The 20,770-nt window shown below is 62.9% G+C and carries 20 protein-coding genes; 14 read left to right on the top strand and 6 right to left on the bottom strand.

Annotated elements, in window-relative coordinates; translation table 11 throughout:
• Positions 1–904: DUF222 domain-containing protein (locus tag MU551_RS21310; RefSeq protein WP_372489908.1), on the bottom strand; the 904-nt coding region annotated here is incomplete at its 3' end.
• A gap of 56 nt (positions 905–960) precedes the next feature.
• Here MU551_RS21310 and MU551_RS21315 point away from each other — a divergent pair.
• Together MU551_RS21315 and MU551_RS21320 are read left to right on the top strand one after the other, a co-directional pair.
• Positions 961–1,431: a GNAT family N-acetyltransferase gene (locus MU551_RS21315; protein WP_247048562.1), complete on the top strand. Its 471-nt coding sequence runs from the start codon at positions 961–963 to the stop codon at positions 1,429–1,431.
• A gap of 243 nt (positions 1,432–1,674) precedes the next feature.
• Positions 1,675–2,454 carry a carbon-nitrogen hydrolase family protein gene (locus tag MU551_RS21320; protein ID WP_247048629.1) on the top strand — a complete coding sequence of 260 codons (780 nt, stop codon included), beginning with the start codon at positions 1,675–1,677 and terminating at the stop codon, positions 2,452–2,454.
• 10 nt (positions 2,455–2,464) lie between these two features.
• Here MU551_RS21320 and MU551_RS21325 read toward each other — a convergent pair whose 3' ends face one another.
• Positions 2,465–4,063: a PucR family transcriptional regulator gene (locus MU551_RS21325; protein ID WP_247048563.1), complete on the bottom strand. Its 1,599-nt coding sequence runs from the start codon at positions 4,061–4,063 to the stop codon at positions 2,465–2,467.
• A gap of 226 nt (positions 4,064–4,289) precedes the next feature.
• On the opposite strand from MU551_RS21325, the gene MU551_RS21330 reads away from it, so the two are divergent.
• Positions 4,290–5,816, top strand: a complete 1,527-nt coding sequence (locus tag MU551_RS21330) for an amino acid permease (protein WP_247048564.1) — start codon at positions 4,290–4,292, stop codon at positions 5,814–5,816.
• Between the two features lie 49 nt (positions 5,817–5,865).
• On the top strand, positions 5,866–7,581 hold the full coding sequence (locus MU551_RS21335) for a flavin monoamine oxidase family protein (protein ID WP_247048565.1): 1,716 nt from the start codon (positions 5,866–5,868) through the stop codon (positions 7,579–7,581).
• A gap of 20 nt (positions 7,582–7,601) precedes the next feature.
• Here MU551_RS21335 and MU551_RS21340 read toward each other — a convergent pair whose 3' ends face one another.
• The 3 genes from MU551_RS21340 to purU form a co-directional block, all read right to left on the bottom strand.
• Positions 7,602–8,450 (bottom strand): oxygenase MpaB family protein, encoded by an 849-nt coding sequence (locus tag MU551_RS21340; RefSeq protein ID WP_247048566.1) that lies wholly within the window; start codon positions 8,448–8,450, stop codon positions 7,602–7,604.
• Between the two features lie 172 nt (positions 8,451–8,622).
• Positions 8,623–9,147 carry a gamma carbonic anhydrase family protein gene (locus tag MU551_RS21345; protein WP_247048567.1) on the bottom strand — a complete coding sequence of 175 codons (525 nt, stop codon included), beginning with the start codon at positions 9,145–9,147 and terminating at the stop codon, positions 8,623–8,625.
• A 105-nt stretch (positions 9,148–9,252) separates the two neighbouring features.
• Entirely contained in the window at positions 9,253–10,113 is an 861-nt protein-coding gene (purU, locus tag MU551_RS21350; protein WP_247048568.1) for a formyltetrahydrofolate deformylase, read from the bottom strand.
• A gap of 289 nt (positions 10,114–10,402) precedes the next feature.
• Between purU and glyA the strand changes: the two genes are divergently transcribed.
• From glyA to MU551_RS21400, 10 genes are all read left to right on the top strand, one after another.
• Positions 10,403–11,704: a serine hydroxymethyltransferase gene (gene glyA / locus MU551_RS21355; protein WP_308198334.1), complete on the top strand. Its 1,302-nt coding sequence runs from the start codon at positions 10,403–10,405 to the stop codon at positions 11,702–11,704.
• A gap of 2 nt (positions 11,705–11,706) precedes the next feature.
• Positions 11,707–12,612, top strand: a complete 906-nt coding sequence (locus MU551_RS21360; RefSeq protein WP_247048569.1) for a bifunctional methylenetetrahydrofolate dehydrogenase/methenyltetrahydrofolate cyclohydrolase — start codon at positions 11,707–11,709, stop codon at positions 12,610–12,612.
• Positions 12,613–12,818: 206 nt separating this feature from the next.
• The gene (locus tag MU551_RS21365; RefSeq protein WP_247048570.1) at positions 12,819–13,808 is read left to right on the top strand and encodes an ABC transporter ATP-binding protein; all 990 of its coding nucleotides are present in this window, start codon (positions 12,819–12,821) and stop codon (positions 13,806–13,808) included.
• Positions 13,801–14,679: an ABC transporter permease gene (locus tag MU551_RS21370; RefSeq protein WP_281507385.1), complete on the top strand. Its 879-nt coding sequence runs from the start codon at positions 13,801–13,803 to the stop codon at positions 14,677–14,679. The genes MU551_RS21365 and MU551_RS21370 overlap by 8 nt, the downstream gene beginning before the upstream one ends.
• A complete protein-coding gene (locus MU551_RS21375) occupies positions 14,676–15,509 on the top strand; it encodes an ABC transporter permease (protein WP_247048571.1) in 834 nt (277 codons plus the stop codon). Before MU551_RS21370 ends, MU551_RS21375 begins: the two co-directional genes overlap by 4 nt.
• Before the next feature lie 144 nt (positions 15,510–15,653).
• Complete coding sequence (locus MU551_RS21380; RefSeq protein WP_247048572.1) at positions 15,654–16,232, top strand: succinate dehydrogenase/fumarate reductase transmembrane subunit; 579 nt, start codon at positions 15,654–15,656, stop codon at positions 16,230–16,232.
• 10 nt (positions 16,233–16,242) lie between these two features.
• On the top strand, positions 16,243–17,076 hold the full coding sequence (locus tag MU551_RS21385) for an exodeoxyribonuclease III (RefSeq protein ID WP_247048573.1): 834 nt from the start codon (positions 16,243–16,245) through the stop codon (positions 17,074–17,076).
• Positions 17,077–17,094: 18 nt separating this feature from the next.
• Positions 17,095–18,195 (top strand): tryptophan--tRNA ligase, encoded by a 1,101-nt coding sequence (trpS, locus tag MU551_RS21390; RefSeq protein ID WP_281507387.1) that lies wholly within the window; start codon positions 17,095–17,097, stop codon positions 18,193–18,195.
• 4 nt (positions 18,196–18,199) lie between these two features.
• Complete coding sequence (locus MU551_RS21395) at positions 18,200–18,877, top strand: 2'-5' RNA ligase family protein (RefSeq protein ID WP_372489909.1); 678 nt, start codon at positions 18,200–18,202, stop codon at positions 18,875–18,877.
• On the top strand, positions 18,822–19,997 hold the full coding sequence (locus MU551_RS21400) for a YihY/virulence factor BrkB family protein (protein WP_372489910.1): 1,176 nt from the start codon (positions 18,822–18,824) through the stop codon (positions 19,995–19,997). The genes MU551_RS21395 and MU551_RS21400 overlap by 56 nt, the downstream gene beginning before the upstream one ends.
• On the opposite strand, the gene MU551_RS21405 is transcribed toward MU551_RS21400, so the two are convergent.
• Entirely contained in the window at positions 19,954–20,724 is a 771-nt protein-coding gene (locus MU551_RS21405) for an alpha/beta hydrolase family protein (RefSeq protein WP_247048575.1), read from the bottom strand. The two genes, MU551_RS21400 and MU551_RS21405, sit on opposite strands and share 44 nt — an antisense overlap.
• Positions 20,725–20,770 lie beyond the last annotated feature (46 nt).

The following is a 20,770-nucleotide window of genomic DNA, read 5'->3' on the forward strand; positions in this document are numbered from 1 at the left end:
CGGGTTCGTTGTGGCCGTGGAGGAGGGTGCGGTCGGTCATGACGAGTTGGATTTCGATGCCGGTGATCCCGCCGGGGGTGCCGGTGATCCGTTCGACGAGGGTGTCGGCCATGATCTGCCCGCGGGAGCGGGTGTCCGGGCCGCGGATTTCCTCGCCGGTGTCGGTCGTGGTGCCGGTGCCGCTGGTGAGGGTGTTGGCGTGTTGGGTGAGGGCTGCGTGGACGGCGACTCCTGCGGCGACGGGGAGCAGGGCGGTGAGGTAGGTCATGGTGTCGGGGGCCGGGCGGAGGCTGACGTGCCGGTCCGCCGTGGCGTTGGCGGCGCGGGTGACCAGGGAGCGGGGATCGATCCGGTAGGCGGCGGTCCGGGCGGCGGCGATGAGGGCGCGGTCCCCGAGCCCGGAGAGCGCGCCGGTGTCTGCTGCGAGTTCTTCATCGACTGTGCACCGGTCGGCGGCTGTGAGGCAGGCTGTTTCCCTGACCAGGAGGGTGGCGCGCCATTCGTTGAGTTGCCCGGTCTGGAGGGCTGCGAGGGTGTGGGGCATTTCGGTGGCGAGGGCTTTGGCCAGTCCGAGGAGCCGGGAGCCGCCGGCGGGGGACTCGCGCCGGGCCAGGGCGATCTGCGCGCCCACGCCTTTCCCGAGTTCGGCAGCCGGTAAACCAGCCTGCCGCTGGGTGCGGCGTTGGTCGGCGTCGAACGCGACGGCGATGCGGGCCTGCAGTGCTGCGGCGGCGGACTTCAGGTCCTCCAGCTCACGCAACTGCCCGATCAGTCCGGCGCCATCACTGCAGGGACGGACCGCCGCCAGTGCCATCAGCAGATCACCCACTGACACGTCCCCCACGGCGGCTCCGCGGCTGCCCGCCAAAGCGAGTCCCGCCGTCGACCCCTGAATTTCCCCCATGGATAGAGTCTTCCAGCGACCATCGACAATTAAAGTGACAGCCCTAAGGTGGACGGATGAGCATCACTCTTCGCCGCTATGAACCCCGGGACGCCGCAGCAACCCTGGACATCTTCTACCGGGCTGTTCATGTGACTGCGGCCTCCAGCTATTCACCCGAACAAATCGCGGTATGGGCTCCTGAGAACATCGACGTGGAGTCCTGGGGAGGCAAACAGATCACACGCAACGGGGTTGTCGCTGAAGTCGACGGTGAAGTTGTGGGTTTCAGTGACGTTGACGCCCACGGATACATCGACATGATGTTCGTCGCCCCGGAGCATGGCCGGACTGGTGTGGCATCTGCGCTGATGTCCTGGATTTTGGTTGAAGCGTCCAGGCGAGGGGCCAGGAGCCTCAGCACCAATGCCAGCGAAGCGGCCAAAGACTTCTTTGAGAAGCACGGATTCACAGCAGGCGAACATTGCCGCTTTCTGCGCGGCGGAGTCATCTTGACCAACTACGCCATGAGCAGGCCACTTGCCTAGATCGCAGGATGCCTAACGGAAAGGGAGCCCCGGCTTCCCTTAGCGAATTAAGGGAAGCCGGGGCTCCTGAAACATCGGAGCCCACGGTCAACAGTTAGCAGGACAAAGCGTCCACGAGATGGCCCTTCCGGGGCCAAATGCACGCATTCATTCACTCGGAGCGTCGGTAGTCTGAAGAGGGAGATCTGACGAGTGAGCGGATCACACAGGGAAAGTGAAGTGGTGCTGGTGCTGTTGGCCGTGATGCAGGCGAACTCCGTGGTGTTGGATATTGAAGCGAACTGCCGCACGCTCGATGAGGCCGCGGGCAAAGCTGCGGCAGCCGGCGCCGACCTGCTGCTGACCTCCGAGCTCTTTCCTGTCGGCTACGCGCCGCTTAGGGTGCGGAACGAGCTTGATCCAGCGAGACTTCCCGCAATTCAGCGCACTATCGCCGAAACAGCCCGGAAGCACGGAATTGCGCTCGTCTACAGCTTGCCCGGAGTGACTGCCGAGGGCCTGTGGCACATCACTGCAACTCTCCTTGATGATCAAGGGAACGAGTTGATCAGCTATGAAAAGGTCCATTTGTTCGGAGCCGAGGAGAGCGCGGCATTTTCGCCGGCCGAAGCACCTCCCGGCGTCGTGGATTTCCTTGGCATTCCAACGTCACTGCTGATCTGCTACGACGTCGAATTCCCCGAGCCGGTGCGCGCCGCAGCTGTCCGCGGCGCCGAACTGCTCTTGGTTCCTACGGCATTGTCGGAAGGGTTCGACGCCGTACCCCAGGTGTTGCTGCGCGCCAGGGCGCTCGAAAGCCAGCTGACGGTGGCATATGCCAACCACAGCGGCGTGGAAGATGGCTGTACCTTTCTAGGCGGGAGCGTGGTCGCAGGGCCGGATGGCTCACTGCTTGCTGCCGCAGGTGCAGGCGACGAATTGCTGTTTGCCACCGTCGACCCCGCGGCAGCGAAGGCCGCCCGGGCAGCCGTTCCCTACCTCCGGGAGCGCAGGCCTGACCTTTACCGCTCGTGGGAGGAATGAGCTGCTGGGACTAGGCGAAAGCTGCCGGTGGGCCGGGCACCTCGTCGGCGTACTGAAGCGCAAACCACAGTTCGGCGCGTACCCCGGCCTGATTGAGGTCCATGTCCAAGAGCTCGCCCAGGGTGTTGATCTGCCGTCGCACACTGTTCCGATGCAGGCCCAGGGCCTTTGCTGTGGCATCCCAGCTCCCGTTTTCGCCCAGCCACGCCCGGAGAACTGCCAGCTGTGCGGTGCGGCGCTCGGGGTCCTGATTGAGGACCGGCTCCAACAACCTGGCCGCAAGAATCGTCCCGGCGTCGCGTCCCAAAAGGCCTTCAACTGACCAACTGATCTCGTCCACCCTGGCGCTCTTACCTGTGGTCTTGACCCGGGGTCGAAGGGAAGTCACACGCTGATAGGCGGCAGCCAACCCGGTTAGTTCGGTCGCGTCTCCGATAGCAAGACGCCAGCCGAGCTTTTCGACGTCGGCCAGAAGGGCGTCGTCCACCTTCAGTCGCGTAATCGCGGTGAAACCGTAATCGGTGATCTCCACAAGTTTCGTGTCCAGCATCCGCCGCCACTGCAGCAGTTCCCTGACGGGACTGTCGCTCCCGGGCCAGGAGGGGGAATCGATGGTGATTCCCTGCACGACCCGTAGGGATGCGGAGCGTGAGGAGCCTGTGCTTTGCGCCAGCAGGTCTTTCAGGGCGTTTATGTGCCGCGTGCCCCCGGTTGCCAGGCTGTCCGGATGCAGTAGCAGGGCCGTAGCCAGCTGGCTTGGGGCCAGAGAACCGCTGGTCCGCTGGCGCACCAGCAGTTCCAGGAGGCCGACGGCGGATGACACCACGCTGTTCTGCGCCGGCGTCAGGGGCGTGCTGCTACCGAGGACCAGGCCGCCCAGATTGGCATCCCGGGTGCTGCGCAAGGGGTGGCCGAATACCTGGGACGATCCGGGGGAGTCCAGAGTTTCGGTTTCCACACGGGGGCCGCTTCCGGCAAGAAGGCGCCCCAGCAGTGACTGCAACCTGGCCAGCTCCGGGACTGTACCTGCCCGTGCCCGTGCCCTTCCGTCAGCGCCCACCAGAAGAGCCCAGACGGGAACGCGCTGGACAAGGGCGGCAAGGAGTTCGTGCTCGGGCCTGGCCGAGAGCACGGCCCTCATCAGTTGCCGGTTGGTGTCCGCCAATTCCCGCAGCAGCCTGGCTTTATCCGATTCGAGCAGCTGCGAGAATTCAAGTCCCAAAGCCGCGAACGGAACCGTCTGTGGAATCTCCACAAGGGTCAGGTTATGGCGAATGCAAGCCTGAACCACGGCGGCCGGAACCGCCTGGAAATACGGTTCCAACCCGAAGCCAAGGGCTGTTACGCTCGCCCCAACCAGCCTCTCCACGTAGGCATCCACTTTGTCCGCGGCACCACCTTCGCCAACGAAGGGAAGGCCGGAGGTGAGGAGGAACTCTCCATCGAGCAGGTAAGGAGTTGGATCTTCCAGCTCGCTGGGCTCAACCCACCGCAGCGTCCTGGTGCGGTTGCCGCCGTCGTGCAGGATCCTTAACTGCGGTGGCAACTGCTTCAGGAACTGTTCGAGGGTAACAGCGCTCAGCCCTTCGGTTCCGGCGTCAGGCGTCACTGGGAGCGCCTCCGGTGTCCGGATCTCCAAATAGCACAGGCGTGTCACCAACGAACAGGTCTACGCTGACCTGCCCTGAAAACACCGCGCCCGCAGTGCTTGTGTTCTGTGCATTTTGTCTCATGGCAGATCACTATAGGTCATTTTGCACAACCGTGAGAGGTGGCTCACATGCCTAAGCTTGGTCGAGGGAAAATGACTCACTACACACGAACGGACGTCAACGATGACTCTGCCAACCATCACCGGACAGAAGCCCGCGGCAGCCCCGGAAGGGGGTGGGCAGCGCACTGGCCTGACCGCGCAGCTGCTCCGCCGAAAGCCGATCGGCCAGATGCTCAGTGAGGCCGAAGGCAAGCAGGACGCCCCAAAGCTGGTCCGCAGCTTCGGCGTGCTGCAACTGACCATGATCAGCGTGGGAGCCACCCTCGGGACAGGAATCCTGGTGATCCTGGGCGAGTCCGTGCCGCTGGCCGGCCCCGCCATCTGGATCTCCTTCGCCATTGCCGGCCTCGCCGCGCTGCTGTCGGCTGTTTCGTATGCCGAGATGGCCGGCCTCGTGCCCGTCGCGGGCTCCAGCTACTCCTACAGCTACGCCACTATGGGCGAGGGCATGGCCTGGATCTGCGGCTGGTGCCTTGTCCTGGAATACGCGGTTTCCGTCGCTGCTGTAGCCGTCGGGGCCGGGCAGTACGTCAACGAAACCCTCGCTGTCTTCGGCAACGTCCTTCCGGATGCCATCTCACAGCCACCGGGTGAAGGCGGGATGATGAACATCCCGGCCATGGTCATCGTGGTTCTTGCCATGATGCTGCTGGTCCGTGGCGCCAGGGAGAGCGCCTGGATTAACACTGCGATCGTCGTGGTCAAAGTAGGCATCCTGGTCTTCTTCTGCGCCGTGGCATTCACGGCCTTCAACGCCGGCAACTTCGAGCCTCTCCTGCCCATGGGGGCCGCAGGTGTTTCCGCCGCCGCTTCCAGCGTCTTCTTCTCCTACATCGGTTTCGACGCAGCCTCCACCGCAGGCGAGGAAGCCCGGAACCCGAAGCGCGACCTGCCCAGGGCCATCATGCTTTCCATGGTCATCGTCACCACCATCTACGTCCTGGTTGCCGTAGCCGCTATCGGTGCCAGGCCCTGGGGTTGGTTCGACGGAACCGACGCCGCCCTTGTCCGCATCCTTGAGGAAATCACCGGCCAGCCCTGGATAGCGCTCGTCTTTTCCGTGGGCGCCGTCCTGGCCATCGCGAGCATCGTGCTCACCGTCCTCTACGGGCAGACCCGTATCCTGCTCTCGATGTCGCGCGACGGCCTCGTTCCCCGGATCTTCGGACGCGTTTCCCGCCGGACAGGTACACCGGTGGCCGGAACGCTCATCGTGGGCATCGCCGTCGCCCTCACCGCGGGACTCGTGCCGCTCGGGTCCCTCGCGGACGCCACCAGCATCGGAACCCTCTTCGCCTTCGCTCTGGTCAACGTGGCCGTCATCTACCTGCGGCGCACCCGGCCCGAACTTGAGAGGACCTTCCGCGTCCCGCTGTTTCCGCTGACTCCGATCCTCGGGGCGGCCATGTGCGGTTACCTCATGCTTAACCTCGGTGCCGATACCTGGGTGGTCTTCGGGCTGTGGATGCTCGTGGGGGTCGGAGCATACTTCAGCTACGGGCGACGCAACTCACGGGTAGCCGCACTGAGCCAGGAGGAATACCGTGAACTAACACGTCCCCGGTCCTCCGAATATCAGTCCTCGTAACTACCTCCGCATCCCCAGTCCACTCCTGAACTGACAAAGGCAGACCCCCATGACCACCGCCACTGAATTGCCGGCTTCCGATCCGTCGAGCACCCTGGACACACCGGGCCCCATCACCATGCTGAACCCGGACTTCCCGTTTAGCTACGACCACTATCTGGCCCACCCAGCCGGCCTTGGCTCGCTGCCGCCGGAGTTGTACGGAACAGAAGTGGCTATCATCGGGGCCGGACTTTCCGGACTTGTCACAGCCTATGAACTCATGAAACTTGGGCTGCGCCCGGTGGTGTACGAGGCCGACCAGATCGGTGGACGACTGCGCACAGCAAACTTCCCGTCCGCCCCTGACGTCGTGGCAGACCTGGGTGGCATGCGTTTCCCTGTTTCCGGCAAGGCCTTCTACCACTACGTTGACCTGCTTGGGCTGCAGACGCAGGATTTCCCCAACCCGCTTGCCCCCGGCACCTCCAGTACCGTGATTGAGCTCGCGGGGGAGAAGCACTACGCCACCACGTCAGCAGACCTGCCGCCGTTCTTCCGTGAGGTGGCTGAGGCCTGGAAACATGCAGTGAACGACGGCGCCAGGTTCAGTGAGATGCAAGAGGCCATTCGTGCGCGGGACACCGTCCGGATCAAGGAAATTTGGAACGATCTGCTCCCGGAGCTTGATGAGCAGACGTTCTATGGGTTCATAGCGGGCAGCAAATCCTTCAAGGACGCTGGTTTTGCGCACCGCGAGGCGTTTGGGCAGGTGGGTTTCGGGACCGGTGGCTGGGACACCGACTTCCCCAACTCCATTCTGGAAATCCTGCGGGTTGTTTACACCGACGCCGACGATCAGCACCGCCTGATAACCGGCGGTGCGCAGCGGCTCCCGGAGGCACTGTGGAAGCACGCGCCGTCGGGCATGGCCCACTGGCCGGAGGGCACCTCGCTTTCATCCCTGCATTCCGGATCGCCCCGAGGCGCGGTTGACAGGATCGTCCGGGCAAACAGCGGCGATCTCCCTGCCGGTAATTTCCTCGTCCGGGAACGCTGGGGTCGGGAGGCGGCCTACCCGGCTGTTGTCACCACCTGCCAGTCCTGGTTGCTGTCCACCAGGATCCACACGGAGGAGGCGCTGTTTCCTGCCCAGCTGTGGACAGCCATTGAGCGCTCGCACTACATGCAGTCGTCCAAGACGTTTGTGATGGTCGACAGGCCGTTCTGGAAGGACTTTGATCCGGATACGGGACGGGAAGTTCTCTCGATGACCCTGACGGACAGGCTGAACCGGGCCACTTACCTCCTCGAGGACGGTCCGGACAAGCCTGCGGTCATTCTGCTCTCCTATACGTGGAACGACGACGCCCTCAAGTGGCTGGCGCTGGATGCGGACCAGCGTGTGGAACTGATGCTGCATTCGCTTCAGCAGATCTATCCCGGTGTGGACATCGCCAGCCACATCATCGGCCAGCCCATCACTGTCTCCTGGGAAGCGGATCCCAACTTCATGGGAGCTTTCAAGGCGAACCTGCCCGGGCATTACCGCTACCAGCAGCGGCTCTTCTCGCACTTCAAGCAGGACCAGCTTCCTGAGCACCAGCGCGGGATCTTCCTGGCCGGCGACGACGTTTCGTTTACGGCAGGCTGGGCGGAAGGCGCCGTCACTACCGGATTGAACGCCGTCTGGGGAGTGGTGAACCATCTGGGCGGGCAGTCCGCTCCGGAAAATCCGGGACCGGGTGAGCTGCTAGAGGATCTGGGTCCGATAGCCCTCGACTGAATCCACGGCCGGCAGCAGGCTTAGGCCTCTGCGCTGCGCAGCTTGGCTGATGGTGCGGGCGGGTGGGGCGCGCTGCCGGATTGGCGGGGGACCTGAGCCACCCTGTCGATTTGGCCAAGGTAGTGGTCCCTCGGCCAATGCCGGACACGCTGCGGCAGGATCGGATTAACCACGGCAAGCAGACGCATGACCCGTTCGAAGCGCCGCCGATGCCCCTTACTCCACGGCAGCCTGAAATCCTCCTGAAGCGAGCCCGGGAGGAGGCCAGCGGTCAGGAGACGGGCAAGGGGCATGGTGAGCCGCAGCCACAGCGGCACAGCGGACGGATACAGCAGGTCGTGTGCCACCCGGACCGCGACCTCGTCAACCTTCAGGGCGCCGAGGCTTCGGTCCCAGTACTCGCGGAACGCTGAGCGGTCAGCCGGCCACAACTCTGCGGGGAGCTGCAGGGCTGTTCCGATCTTCGCGTACTCGCGGTAAATGACATCGGCGGAATCGTCGTCGAGCGGGCCATGGATGCGTTCGTAGACAGTCACGGCGGTGTCGTAGAGGGTGGCCACAACCCAAAGCTGGGACTCGGCGTCGAAAGCGTTGTAGCCCTTGGAACCAGCGTCCGCTGCTCGGCGGACGGGGGCGTGGGCACGGTTCACGCTGCGGCGCATGGCTGCCATTTGCTCCGGTGACCCGTAGATCACGGCGTAGACATAGCTCATGGTGCTGCGCAGCCGGTCCAGGGGCCGTTCAGCGAAATTGCTGTGCTCAGCCACGGCATGGCCGATCGAGGGATTGGCGATCTGCAGCAGGACCGCGCGCCCTGCCCCGGCCAGCAGGACGCCCTCGGCCCCGATGTCAGAGAGTCTACGAACCATTCAGACACCATACCTGAGGGGGCAGAGACGTGTCCCCGCCAGTCAGAACTACTTACTGGGGTAGCCGACGGGGCCGGTCATGCCAATAGCCCTGTGCATGAACATGGCTCCGGGGATACCACGGCGGACCAGGCTTTCACGCATCCCTGCCACACGGCTCCGGACGATAGGCCTACAGGCCTGCTTGTTCCACTCGGTGGGCACGGGCAAGCTCCACGTACCGCTCGGCGTTGCGCCGGACGCCGTCGAACTCTTCCTCGCTCAGTTCCCGCCGTACCTTCGCGGGAACGCCGGCAACGAGGGAACGGGGCGGAATCACCGTCCCCTCGAGGACGACGGCGCCTGCCGCCACGAGCGAACCGGCGCCGATCACTGCCCCGTTCAGGATGGTGGCGCTCATCCCGATCAGGCAGTCGTCCTCAACGGTGCAACCGTGGACGACGGCGCTGTGCCCAACACTGACGCGTGCCCCGACAGTGCAGGGGAAACCTGGATCGGCGTGCAGTACCACGTTGTCCTGCAGGTTGCTTCCCGTTCCCACAGTGATGGCGGCAGTGTCGGCCCTGACTGAAACCCCGAAGAATGCACTGGCATTTTCGGCAAGTGATGCATTGCCGATGATCGAAGCCGTGGGGGCTACAAAAACGGAATCGTGGACGTCGGGGACGGTGCCTTCAAAGGAGTACAGGGGAGCCATGGGTACAGCCTAGAGGACGCCTGCCCCCACCCAACTAAGTAGCAGCAGATGTTGTTTTGAGCGCTCAGAACAACATCTACTGCTACCTACATGTGGAAAGACCCGTCAGTTGAAGACGACAGTCCTGTTGCCGTCCAGCAGCACACGGTGTTCAGCGTGCCACTGCACAGCCTGCGCCAGGGTGCGGCCTTCCACGTCCCGGCCCATCTGCACGAATTGTTCGGCGGTCCGCCGGTGGTCCACGCGGATGACCTCCTGCTCGATAATGGGCCCCTCGTCCAAGGCGGCAGTGACGTAGTGGGCGGTGGCACCAATCAGTTTTACTCCGCGGGCATGGGCCTGGTGATACGGCTTCGCACCTTTAAAGGAGGGCAGGAACGAGTGGTGGATGTTGATCGCCTTCCCTGTGAGCTCTGTACACAGGGAGTCTGAGAGGACTTGCATGTAGCGGGCAAGCACCGTGAGTTCGACGTCGTTTTCGGCCATGATGCCCCGCAATGCATCCTCAGCGTCCGCCTTGGTCTCCGGGGTGACAGGGATGTGGTGGAAGGGAATGCCGTAGAACTCCGCCAGGCCTGCGAGGTCCCGGTGGTTGGAGACGATGGCAGGGATCTCAATGGGCAACGTTCCGGAGCGCTGCAAGAACAGCAGGTCATTGAGGCAGTGGGCGGACTTGCTCGCCATCAGCAGCGTCCGAACCCTGCGGCCGGCCGGGTTGAGCGTCAACTGCATCTCGAAAGCCTTGGCAACGGGGTCCAACGAGGAGTGCAGCTCTGCCTGGGAGGCGGTGGTGGTGGCCTCCACGCGCATGAAGAACGTTCCTGTCGCCTGGCTGCCGTACTGCTGCGAGTCCGTAATGTTGCATCCGGCCAGCAGGAGAGCGCCGGCGACGGCATGCACAATCCCGGGCCGGTCCGGGCAGGAGAGGGTTACAACGTACGAGTCGTTCAGCAGGTCTTCAGTCACGGAGACCAGCCTACCTGCGCGGGCATGGCTCCTGTTGTACGCTTAACCGGTCGCAACTGGCGTTGGGTGGCTAACCACCAGGGAGCGGCACTCACGAAGACCACGGATCGTACGCCTGGGCCGAGGGTCATGTTTTGCCGGATGGCAGTGCACTTTGCTGCCGCCTCTTGCTGTGGTTCTCCGTAGCGGCTGTCCTGTGTTCAAGGGCACCCGTAACCAAAGGGCGGAGCCATTCGCCAGCCGGTAGCCTGACCTTTAGCAGTAACCGTTCCCTAGCCAGGAGTTCTTCGTGACTACTTCCACTCCCACGACCTCGTCAGTGGTCAGCAACCAATCGCTGGCCGAGCTTGACCCCGAAATTGCAGCAGTCCTGGACCAGGAACTCGGCCGCCAGCGTGGCACCTTGGAAATGATTGCCTCCGAAAACTTCGCCCCTCGCGCCGTGATGGAAGCCCAGGGCTCGGTCCTGACCAACAAGTACGCCGAAGGCTACCCGGGACGCCGCTACTACGGCGGCTGTGAATACGTTGACGTCGCCGAGCAACTGGCCATCGACCGCGTCAAGACACTGTTCGGTGCCGAGTACGCCAACGTCCAGCCTCACTCCGGTGCGCAGGCCAACGCCGCGGCGCTCTCGGCCATGATCACCCCGGGCGACAAGATCCTGGGCCTGTCCTTGGCTCACGGCGGACACCTCACCCACGGCATGAAGCTGAACTTCTCCGGCAAGCTCTACAACGTAGCCGCGTACCAGGTGGAAGAGGACATCTTCCGCATCGACATGGACAAGCTGCGTGCACAGGCCATCGCGGAAAAACCCCAGGTCATCATCGCCGGTTGGTCCGCCTATCCCCGCCACCTCGACTTCGCAGCCTTCCGCTCCATTGCGGACGAGGTTGGCGCACTGCTCTGGACCGACATGGCGCACTTCGCCGGACTGGTGGCAGCAGGCCTTCACCCGAGCCCGGTGCCGCACTCCGACGTCGTCACCTCCACTGTTCACAAGACGCTTTCCGGTCCCCGCTCCGGCGTAATCCTCGCGAAGCAGGAGTGGGCCAAGAAGCTGAACTCCAACGTGTTCCCGGGCCAGCAGGGCGGTCCGCTCATGCACGTTATCGCGGCCAAGGCTGTTGCGTTCAAGATCGCAGGCACCGAAGAGTTCAAGGAGCGCCAGGAGCGTGTCCTCGAAGGTGCGAAGATCATCGCCGACCGTCTCACCCAGGCTGACGTCACCGAGGCCGGCGTCTCGGTACTCACCGGTGGCACGGATGTCCACCTCGTGCTGGTGGACCTCCGCAACTCCCAGCTCGATGGCCAGCAGGCCGAGGACCTCCTGCACTCGGTGGGCATCACCGTCAACCGCAACGCTGTCCCGTTCGACCCGCGCCCGCCAATGGTCACCTCCGGCCTGCGCATCGGTACTCCCGCCCTGGCCACCCGCGGCTTCGGTGCTGCGGAATTCACCGAGGTGGCAGACATCATCGCCACCGCCCTGAAGTCCGGCACTGCCACCGACGTGCAGGCGCTCCAGGCCCGGGTGGACAAACTCGCCGCCGACTTCCCGCTGTATCCGCAGCACGAGCAGTGGTAAGCATGGTTTCCACTGGCTCTCAGGGCACCGCCCAGGTTCTCGACGGCAAGGCCGTGGCTGCTGCCATCAAGGCGGAACTGACCGAGCGCGTTGCCACTCTGCGGGCTAAGGGAGTGGTTCCCGGGCTTGGCACTGTCCTGGTGGGCTCCGATCCCGGAAGCACCTGGTACGTCGCCGGAAAGCACAAGGACTGCGCCGAGGTAGGCATCACGTCCATCCGTCGCGACCTTCCGGATACTGCCACCCAGGAGGAAATTCTGGACGTCGTTCGGGAACTCAATGAGAACCCTGACTGCACCGGCTACATTGTCCAGCTTCCGTTGCCTAAACACATCGACCAGGACGTCATCCTTGAGGCCATGGACCCTGAGAAGGACGCCGACGGCCTGCACCCGATGAACCTCGGACGGCTCGTGGCCAACGTCAGCGGGCCGATGAAATCCCCGTTGCCCTGCACTCCCAAGGGTTGCGTGGAGCTGCTGGCCCGCCATGGGATCAGCCTCAGCGGCAAGCGGGTGCTGGTGGTGGGCCGCGGCGTCACCATCGGCCGCCCGGTGGGGCTCCTGTTGACCCGTAAGGACGTCAACGCCACAGTCATCCTGGCCCACACCGGCACCACGGACCTGCCCGCCGAACTCCGGCAGGCCGACGTCGTAATCGCTGCTGCCGGCCAGCCGCACATGATCAAGGCACAGGACCTCAAGCCGGGGGCCATAGTGCTCGACGTCGGTGTGAGCCGTGTGGACGACGGCGACGGTAAGGCTGTTGTCACCGGAGATGTTCATCCCGAGGCTGCCGATGTTGCGGCGTGGTTGTCGCCCAACCCGGGCGGCGTGGGTCCGATGACCCGCGCGATGCTGCTCGAGAACGTAGTGGAATCAGCGGAACGGCAAGCGGGCCTGGCCTGACTCAGGTAAGGCCTGGGCGCGTAAAGCCGCCGAGCTGTGCAACGACGTAGGGTATCCGGTCATTCCTTGGCCGGGTACCCTTCCTCTTTAACGAGTTGCCCCATATTTAGGGGCTGCGGCCAAGCTCTGGGGAATTTCCCAAATCGAATGGATTTTTTGAGAGAGAACTCTTTCTTTGTTCGAATATGAGTACTAGCGTTAGGTGGGTGCCTGAACTCGTGTCGAAAGAAAAAGCATCCTCCCTCCCTCCCCGCAGTGACCGTAAAGACGCAGACGAGTACGTCATTTCCGCGCAAAACCTGAGCAAGACCTATGGTGACGTCACCGCCGTCGACGATATCTCCTTCAACGTCCCGGCCGGTGAGGCCTTCGGGCTGCTGGGGCCGAACGGTGCGGGCAAGTCAACCACCATGAAGATGATCGGTGGTGTCTCGCAACGAACATCGGGCCAGCTCACCATAATGGGCCTCGACCCCGACCAGCATGGACCTGAGGTGCGTGCCCATTTGGGGGTTGTGCCGCAGCAGGACAATCTGGACGAGGAACTGCGTGTCCGGGACAACCTCCTGGTCTACGGACGCTACTTCGGCCTGCCCATGAGTTACCTGCGTCCTAAGGCGGACGAACTCCTCGAGTTTGCCCAGCTCACGGACAAGGCGAAGTCCAAGGTGGATGCCCTGTCCGGAGGCATGAAGCGCCGCCTGACCATTGCGCGCTCGCTGATCAATGAGCCGCGGATCCTGTTGCTGGACGAGCCGACCACCGGCCTTGATCCCCAGGCGCGCCACATCCTGTGGGACCGGCTGTTCCGGCTCAAGGAACAGGGCGTCACGCTGATCCTGACCACGCACTACATGGATGAGGCCGAACAGCTGTGCGATCGGCTGATTGTGGTGGACAAGGGAAAGATCATGGCGGAAGGATCCCCGGCCAGCCTGATCAGGGAGTACTCCACCCGTGAAGTGCTGGAACTGAGGTTCGGATCCGAACGCAACACGACCATCGGTGCGGAGCTGGAGGGAATCGGTGAACGGATCGAGACACTTCCGGACCGGGTGCTCATTTACGCCGAGGACGGAGAGGCCGCCCTTGAACAGGTGTCTGCCCGCGGCCTCCATCCCCTGACCTCGCTGGTCCGCCGGTCGTCGCTCGAAGACGTTTTCCTCCGCCTCACCGGGAGGAGCCTCGTTGACTGAACCGCGAGCAGCAGCTGTTATAGGCGACGGCGGGGCGGGGCCGGCTACGCTTCGCCAAGCGCATTCCCCGGAGATCTCTGCCGCCCGCGCCCGTCGCTGGGGAGCTTTCTACTACATGGAACAGGTCCTTCGGGTGATGAAGGGCTACAGCTGGACCATCGTGATGTACGGCGTGGGGCAACCTGTTGCCTATCTGTTCGCCATGGGCGTGGGGTTGGCCACCCTGGTGGATGCCAACAGCACTTCAGCGTTCGGTGGGGTGAGCTACCTTGTGTTCATTGCCCCTGCCCTGTTGGTTTCCGCGTCCGTGATGACAGCAGCCAACGAATTCACCTTTCCCGTGATGGACGGCTTCAAGTGGCGGCGTGTCTTTTACGGTCCTCATGCGTCACCGTTGACTCCTTCACAAATTGCCAGCGGGCACGCCATGGCCATCACTTTGCGGTTCGTGGTCCAGTCGGCTCTCTACTTTGTAGTTGTAGCCATTTTCGGTGCCTCGCCGAGCGGCTGGGGGTGGGTGTCCGTGCTGGTGGCCACCCTCGCCGGGTTGTCCTTCGGGCTGCCACTGATGGCCTATTCAGCGTCCATCAAGGAAGACAAGGGCCAGTTCGCGATGGTCATGCGCTTCATAGTGATGCCGTTGTTCCTGTTCTCAGGGACATTTTTTCCGCTCGATACATTGCCGCTGGTGGTGCGCTGGGTGGGCTGGATCTCACCCATCTGGCACGGGACGGAGCTTGGCCGGGTCTTCAGCTACGGCTACGAGGAGCCTCCGCTCCTGACGATCTTCCATGTCGTGTTCCTCGTCACTCTGGCCATCGTGGGATGGATCCTGACCAAACGGCAGTTCGAGAAAAGGATGGCGTCATGAGCATCCTCACTGAGGGCCACAGCGTTACCGAAGCTGCGCGCAACAGGTCTTTCGGTCCGCTCTATTCACGCAACGTCAAGGCGGTAGTGGCGCGCGGCCTTATGGCAACCAAGAGCAGCAACTGGATGGTGATGCTCTCTGGCTTCTTCGAACCCGTGCTGTTCCTCATTTCCATGGGGGTGGGGCTCGGCGCGATCGTTGGCACGGTGCAAGGGCCGGGCGGTTCGGAGATCAGTTACACCGCCTACATTGCCCCGGCGTTGCTGGCGGTTTCGGCCATGAATGGAGCCGTCTACGACTCCACCTGGAATGTGTTTTTCAAGATGAACTTCGCCAAGCTGTACCAGGGAATGCTCTACACCTCGCTGGGTCCGCTGGACGTGGCCATGGGAGAGATCTTCCTGGCGCTGCTGCGTGGGCTGCTGTATGCGACAGGCTTTACGGCCGTGATGGGGCTGATGGGCCTGATTACCACGCCATGGGCGCTGCTGATGATTCCCGCGGCGGTGCTCATAGCTTTCGGGTTTGCCAGCTTCGGCATGGGAATCACGAGCTTCATGAAGACCTTCCAGCAGATGGACTGGATCAACTTCGTGATGCTCCCTATGTTCCTTTTCAGCGCCACGTTCTACCCGCTGAGCGTCTACCCGCAGCCCATCCAATGGTTCATTCAGGCGATGCCGCTGTGGCATGGGGTCGAGTTGCTGCGGCAAATCAGCGTTGGTGTGTTCACCTCGGCCACTCCCATCCACGTCGGCTACTACCTGGTGATGATCGTGCTGGGCGTACTTCTGACCACCGGGCGGCTCCGCAAGTTGTTCCTGAAGTAGGCTCCTTCAACCCAACTGTGTGGCAGTAGGTGTTGTTATCAGGCGCCAAAACAGCACCTGCTGCTACCTACTTGGGAATGACCTGCCGTTCGCCCGCGGTGGAAGCGGGCATGGAGCCACTGTTGCATTTGCCATACTTGGTGTATGCGATCTCTGGGCAATCCCGCGTCCCCCTCTCAATCAGGCAACTCCAAACCCGCCAGGCGCGGGTTCAATATGTTCCGCATCAGCGGGCTTGGGATGGCGGTTTTCATCATCGCCTTCGTGGTGGCTGTCATTTTTGCTGCAAACCAGAACGACGTCGTGGGGTGGGTCATCGCCATCATCGCGTTTTTCTGGCTCGCCTTGGCGGCCTTCGTGGTGCTCAGCATCCAAAGGGCTGCCAAGAAAGCGGGAGCAAAGCTTACTGAGGCGCAGAACGCCTTCAATTCCGCCGCCGGGCTGGCGCCTTCCCCGTCGGGCTCCGGCCGCGGTGGTACCCGTCTGGTAGCCGAGCGCAGCAACGCCGATGAGGTGCGGGACCTGAAGCTGGATCACTCCTTCAAGATCGTCCAGGTCCAGGTGCGTGTGGTGGAGAAGGAACGGGAAAAGGGTGCGGCCGGGAACCAGGACACCATTGCCCGGGCTTTGGAGACCATCGAGATCACCGCCACCAATGCGAGGGACATGATCAAGTCCTCGGGCGGTAATGACCAGCCGGTCAGCGGAACCATCATCGACTAGAGTAGTGCGGGTGAGCTCGGCATTGAAGAAGGATTACCTTCGCATCGCATCAGTAAACGTCAACGGACTACGTGCTGCCTACAAGAAGGGCATGTCCGCCTGGCTGGAGCCCCGCGAGGTCGACATCCTTTGCCTCCAGGAAGTCCGGGCGCCGGACTCCGTCGTGCGGGAACTCCTGGGCGAGGGCTGGCACATTCTGCACGTTGAAGCCGAGGCCAAAGGCCGTGCCGGCGTCGCGATCGCTTCCCGCTCGGAGCCTGTGGGAACGCGCTCAGGTATCGGGGACGATTACTTCGCCACCACCGGCCGCTGGGTTGAGGCGGACTTCTATGTCACTGATACGGCCGGAAAAACGGCTCAGCTTACCGTCGCAAGTGCCTACGTCCACTCCGGCGAGGCCGGCACACCAAAACAGGACGACAAGTTCCGGTTTCTGGACGTCATGAGCACCCGCCTACCGGAGCTGGCCAAGCACAGTGACCATGCCCTGGTGGTGGGCGACCTCAACGTCGGGCACACCGAACTGGACATCAGGAACTGGAAGGGCAACGTAAAGCGTGCCGGCTTCCTGCCTGAGGAGCGCGCTTACTTTGATCGTTTTTTCGGTGATGAAATCGGATGGAGGGATGTCCACAGGGGCTTGGCAGGAAATGTTGATGGCCCCTACACCTGGTGGTCGCAGCGAGGTAAGGCCTTCGATACGGACACAGGCTGGCGCATCGACTACCACATGGCTACTCCCGGCCTCGCCGCCTCAGCATTTTCGGCGGTTGTGGACAGGGCCTCGTCATGGGACACCCGCTTCTCCGACCATGCACCGCTGGTAGTGGACTACCGGCTCTAACCCTTAAGGCTTTTCCGAATGACCTCTCCTTCCACCGTGACCAACCCCGCAGCCTCCGCCCAGCCCTTGCCCTCTGCGGACGGTCAGCGGAAAACGGCGGCGCGGCACCGCATCCTTTCCGGCATGCAGCCTTCGGCTGATTCCCTGCACCTGGGCAACTACCTTGGCGCGCTGGTCAACTGGGTCCGGATGCAGGATGAATACGACGCCGTGTTCTTCATTCCGGACCTGCATGCCATCACCATCCCATACGACCCCGCGGAACTCGCCCGGCGGACCCGCATTACGGCCGCGCAGTACATTGCCGGCGGTGTCGATGTGGACAAGTGCACGCTGTTCGTCCAGTCCCAGGTGCCGGAGCATGCCCAGCTTGCCTGGGTACTGAATTGCATCACGGGCTTCGGTGAGGCTTCGCGCATGACGCAGTTCAAGGACAAGTCGCTGCGGCACGGCTCGGACCAGGCCAACGTGGGCCTGTTTACCTACCCCGTTCTGCAGGCGGCGGACATCCTCCTCTATCAGCCGCATGGCGTCCCGGTAGGAGAGGACCAGCGCCAGCACGTGGAACTCAGCCGTGACCTCGCCAACCGCTTCAACACCCGCTTCGGCGAAACGTTCACGGTGCCTGAGCCCTTCATCCAGAAGGCCTCGGCAAAGATCTACGACCTCCAGAACCCCACCGCCAAGATGTCCAAGTCAGCTGAGTCCCCGGCCGGGCTCATCAACCTCCTGGACGAGCCCAAGCTCATTGCCAAACGGATCAAGTCGGCAGTCACGGATGCCGAAACCGAGGTCCGGTTTGACCGGGAAACCAAGCCCGGCGTGTCAAACCTCCTGACCATCTACTCCTCGATCACGGGCCAGAGCGTGGAGGCCCTAATTGAGGCCTACCAAGGAAAAATGTACGGCCATCTGAAGGTTGACCTGGCCGAGGTTGTCACCGAGCACCTTTCACCCATCAGGGAGCGCGCCAACCAGTTGCTGGGGGACCCGGCTGAACTCGATCGCCTGCTGGCCCAGGGGGCAGACAAGGCACGGGCCATCGCGGGTGCCACCCTGCAGGATGTTTACACCAAGGTGGGTTTCCTGCCGTACGCCGGAGCCAAAGGAGTCCGCTAACCCGATGTCCGCTGCGAGTAAAGTCACATCACACCAAGTCTCCAACACCACAGGACGTGGCGCGGGAAAGCCAGCTGATGGCGCTGTGACACGAAAGAACGCGCAACGAGATCTTGATGTGCAGAGGGAAGGCATGAGCGTTGGGGTCATCCTGGGCTTTCCGCCGGACATCGCACTGGAACTGCAGCAGTGGCGGGCATCGTTTGGCGACCCGATGGCTGATGTGGTCCCTGCCCATATCACCCTGATCACCACCACATTGACGGATGACTGGGAAGCGACGCTGAGCCATGTCCGCGAAGTGGCCAGGAACCAGGAACCGTTCACCATAAGCATCGCGGGAACCGGGTCATTCCGCCCCGTCTCTCCTGTCGTCTTCCTCAACGTAGAGGACGGCTTCGGCTCGTGTGTGGATCTGCACGAAAGGCTGCAGACCGGCCCCCTTGAGCGTGACCTTCCTTTTGCCTACCACCCTCATGTGACCATCGCCCACGATGTTGCTCCCGAGAGCCTGGACGAGGCCGAAACGGTGTTGAAGGACTACAGGGCCACCTTTCCTGTGGTTAGCATGGGACTCTACGAGCACGACACCAACGGCATATGGCAGCTACGGGAAGAGTTGGATTTTGGTATCGAAACTGACTACCCCCGAGGGGCGGACAGCTCAGCGCGGTCCCGCTGACCGGCCCCTGCCCGCTGACCGTCCACTGCCCACCAACTTGGCCCAGCTGCAGCTGGAAATAATCCGCAGGAAGCTCGAGTGGGGCAAAACCCGTCGTGCCGGCGGCGGCCGCCTCAAATCCTTGACGGCGATGGTCCAGTGGCTGGTGGCCCGGCTCAACGCCCTTCGCCCCGTCCGGGCCATGCAGCAGTACAACCTTCAGCGCGGACCGCTTCTTAGCGCCGGCATCGGCTTCAACATGTTCTTTTCCATCACGGGTCTTCTCACTACCGGCTTCTCCATTGCAGGCCTGCTGCTGCGGGGCCAGCCGGCACTCCTGGACAGAATCGTCAGCAGTGTCTCGGCGGCCGCCCCAGGACTGCTGAAAACAGATGGCAGGGAAGGCCTGGTGGCGCCGGAAGAACTCCTGAACCCTGACGGGTTGGGCTGGACAGCCGTTATCGCCGCCGTAGTAACTGTAGTGACGTCCCTCCGCTGGATAGAGGGGATGCGCGGCGGCTTGCGCATAGTCCATGAGCTGCCTCCGCTGACAATGAATCCTGTGCTCCTCAAACTCAAAGAGGCAGGGATACTCCTGCTGCTCGGCGCTGCACTGGTTCTCAGCGCCGGTGCGTCCCTGGTCTTCGGCACTGCGGCCGGCTGGTTGACAGAGCAATTCCGGCTCGATGCGCTGCTGTCCTGGCCTTTGACCACATCCATTAAGATCGGCGTGCCACTGGTCCTGGCCTGGGTGACGGCAGTGATCATGTTCCGATTGGCAGGCGGCTTGCGGCTGTCACGCCGGGCGCTGCTGGAGGGAACCATCATCGCGGCGGTGGGAACCGGCGTCCTGCAGATCTTCAGTACCGAGTTGCTGGCAAGCGCCAGCCGGAACCCAATTCTGGCGCCGTTCGCGATCATCATTGGATTGTTGATTTGGTTCAACCTGGTTAGCCAGGTGTATCTGATGGCCGCGGCCTGGTCCAAGGTACGGGAGGAAGACCTCAAAAGGGCGCCCACCGGAACCATAACCGGCTGGGGTCCCCGGCAGGTACAGCCTGGCAAAACACCGGTCGATCCGGAGCGCGCGCTGGAGGCTATCGCCCGGCGTCGAGGTACTGATCGGCCCAAGCCGAAATAATCCTGCCGGCTCGTGCCGCCTGCCCCTTGCCTGTGAGCAGGTGGTCGCTGCCTTCCAAGGAGACGAAGCTGCGTGGATGCCGTGCCGTCTGGAAGATAGTGCTGGCGTTTTCGATGCCCACTGTGTTGTCAGTGGGGGAGTGGAGGACCATCAGCGGCTTGTGCAGGCGCTTGATGCAGTCGGTGAGATCGGCGTTTTCAAGATCCTCCACGAAGTGCCGGCGGATTTCCACCCGTTTGCCGCCGAGGTCCACCTCGGCGCTGCCTTCGCTGAGGATCTTGTCCAGGGCTGCGTCAAAGACGTGGGCAACATGCTTCGGCGAGAACGGCGCCGCGACAGTAGCGACGGCGTCGAGCTCCGGAATGTGCTGGGCCGCGGCCAGCACTGCGGCACCGCCGAAGGAGTGCCCCACCAGGATCGAGATGGTTTTTCCCTGGGCGCGCATAAATTCGGCAGCCCGGACCGTGTCAGCCACCTTGTGGCTGAAGGATCCTTCAGACCACAACCCGGCTGAATCGCCCAGGCCAAGATTGTCGAAGCGGAGCATTCCCACCCCGTTGTCCGCCAGGGCTTTGCACATCCTCGAGGCAGAAGGGCTGTCCTTGCCGAGCGTGAACCCGTGCGAGAACACACCCCACCCCTTAACCGGGCCCTCGGGAACGTCGAGAATCCCCGAGAGGATCTCGCCGGTTGTTCCCTCGAAGCTGATTTTCTCCGACCGTGACATCGCTTTGCCTTTCAGTTCTGCCGAAACGACGACGGCGCCGGCCCAC

This window comes from Arthrobacter rhizosphaerae (assembly GCF_023062595.1).
GTDB lineage: Bacteria > Actinomycetota > Actinomycetes > Actinomycetales > Micrococcaceae > Arthrobacter > Arthrobacter rhizosphaerae.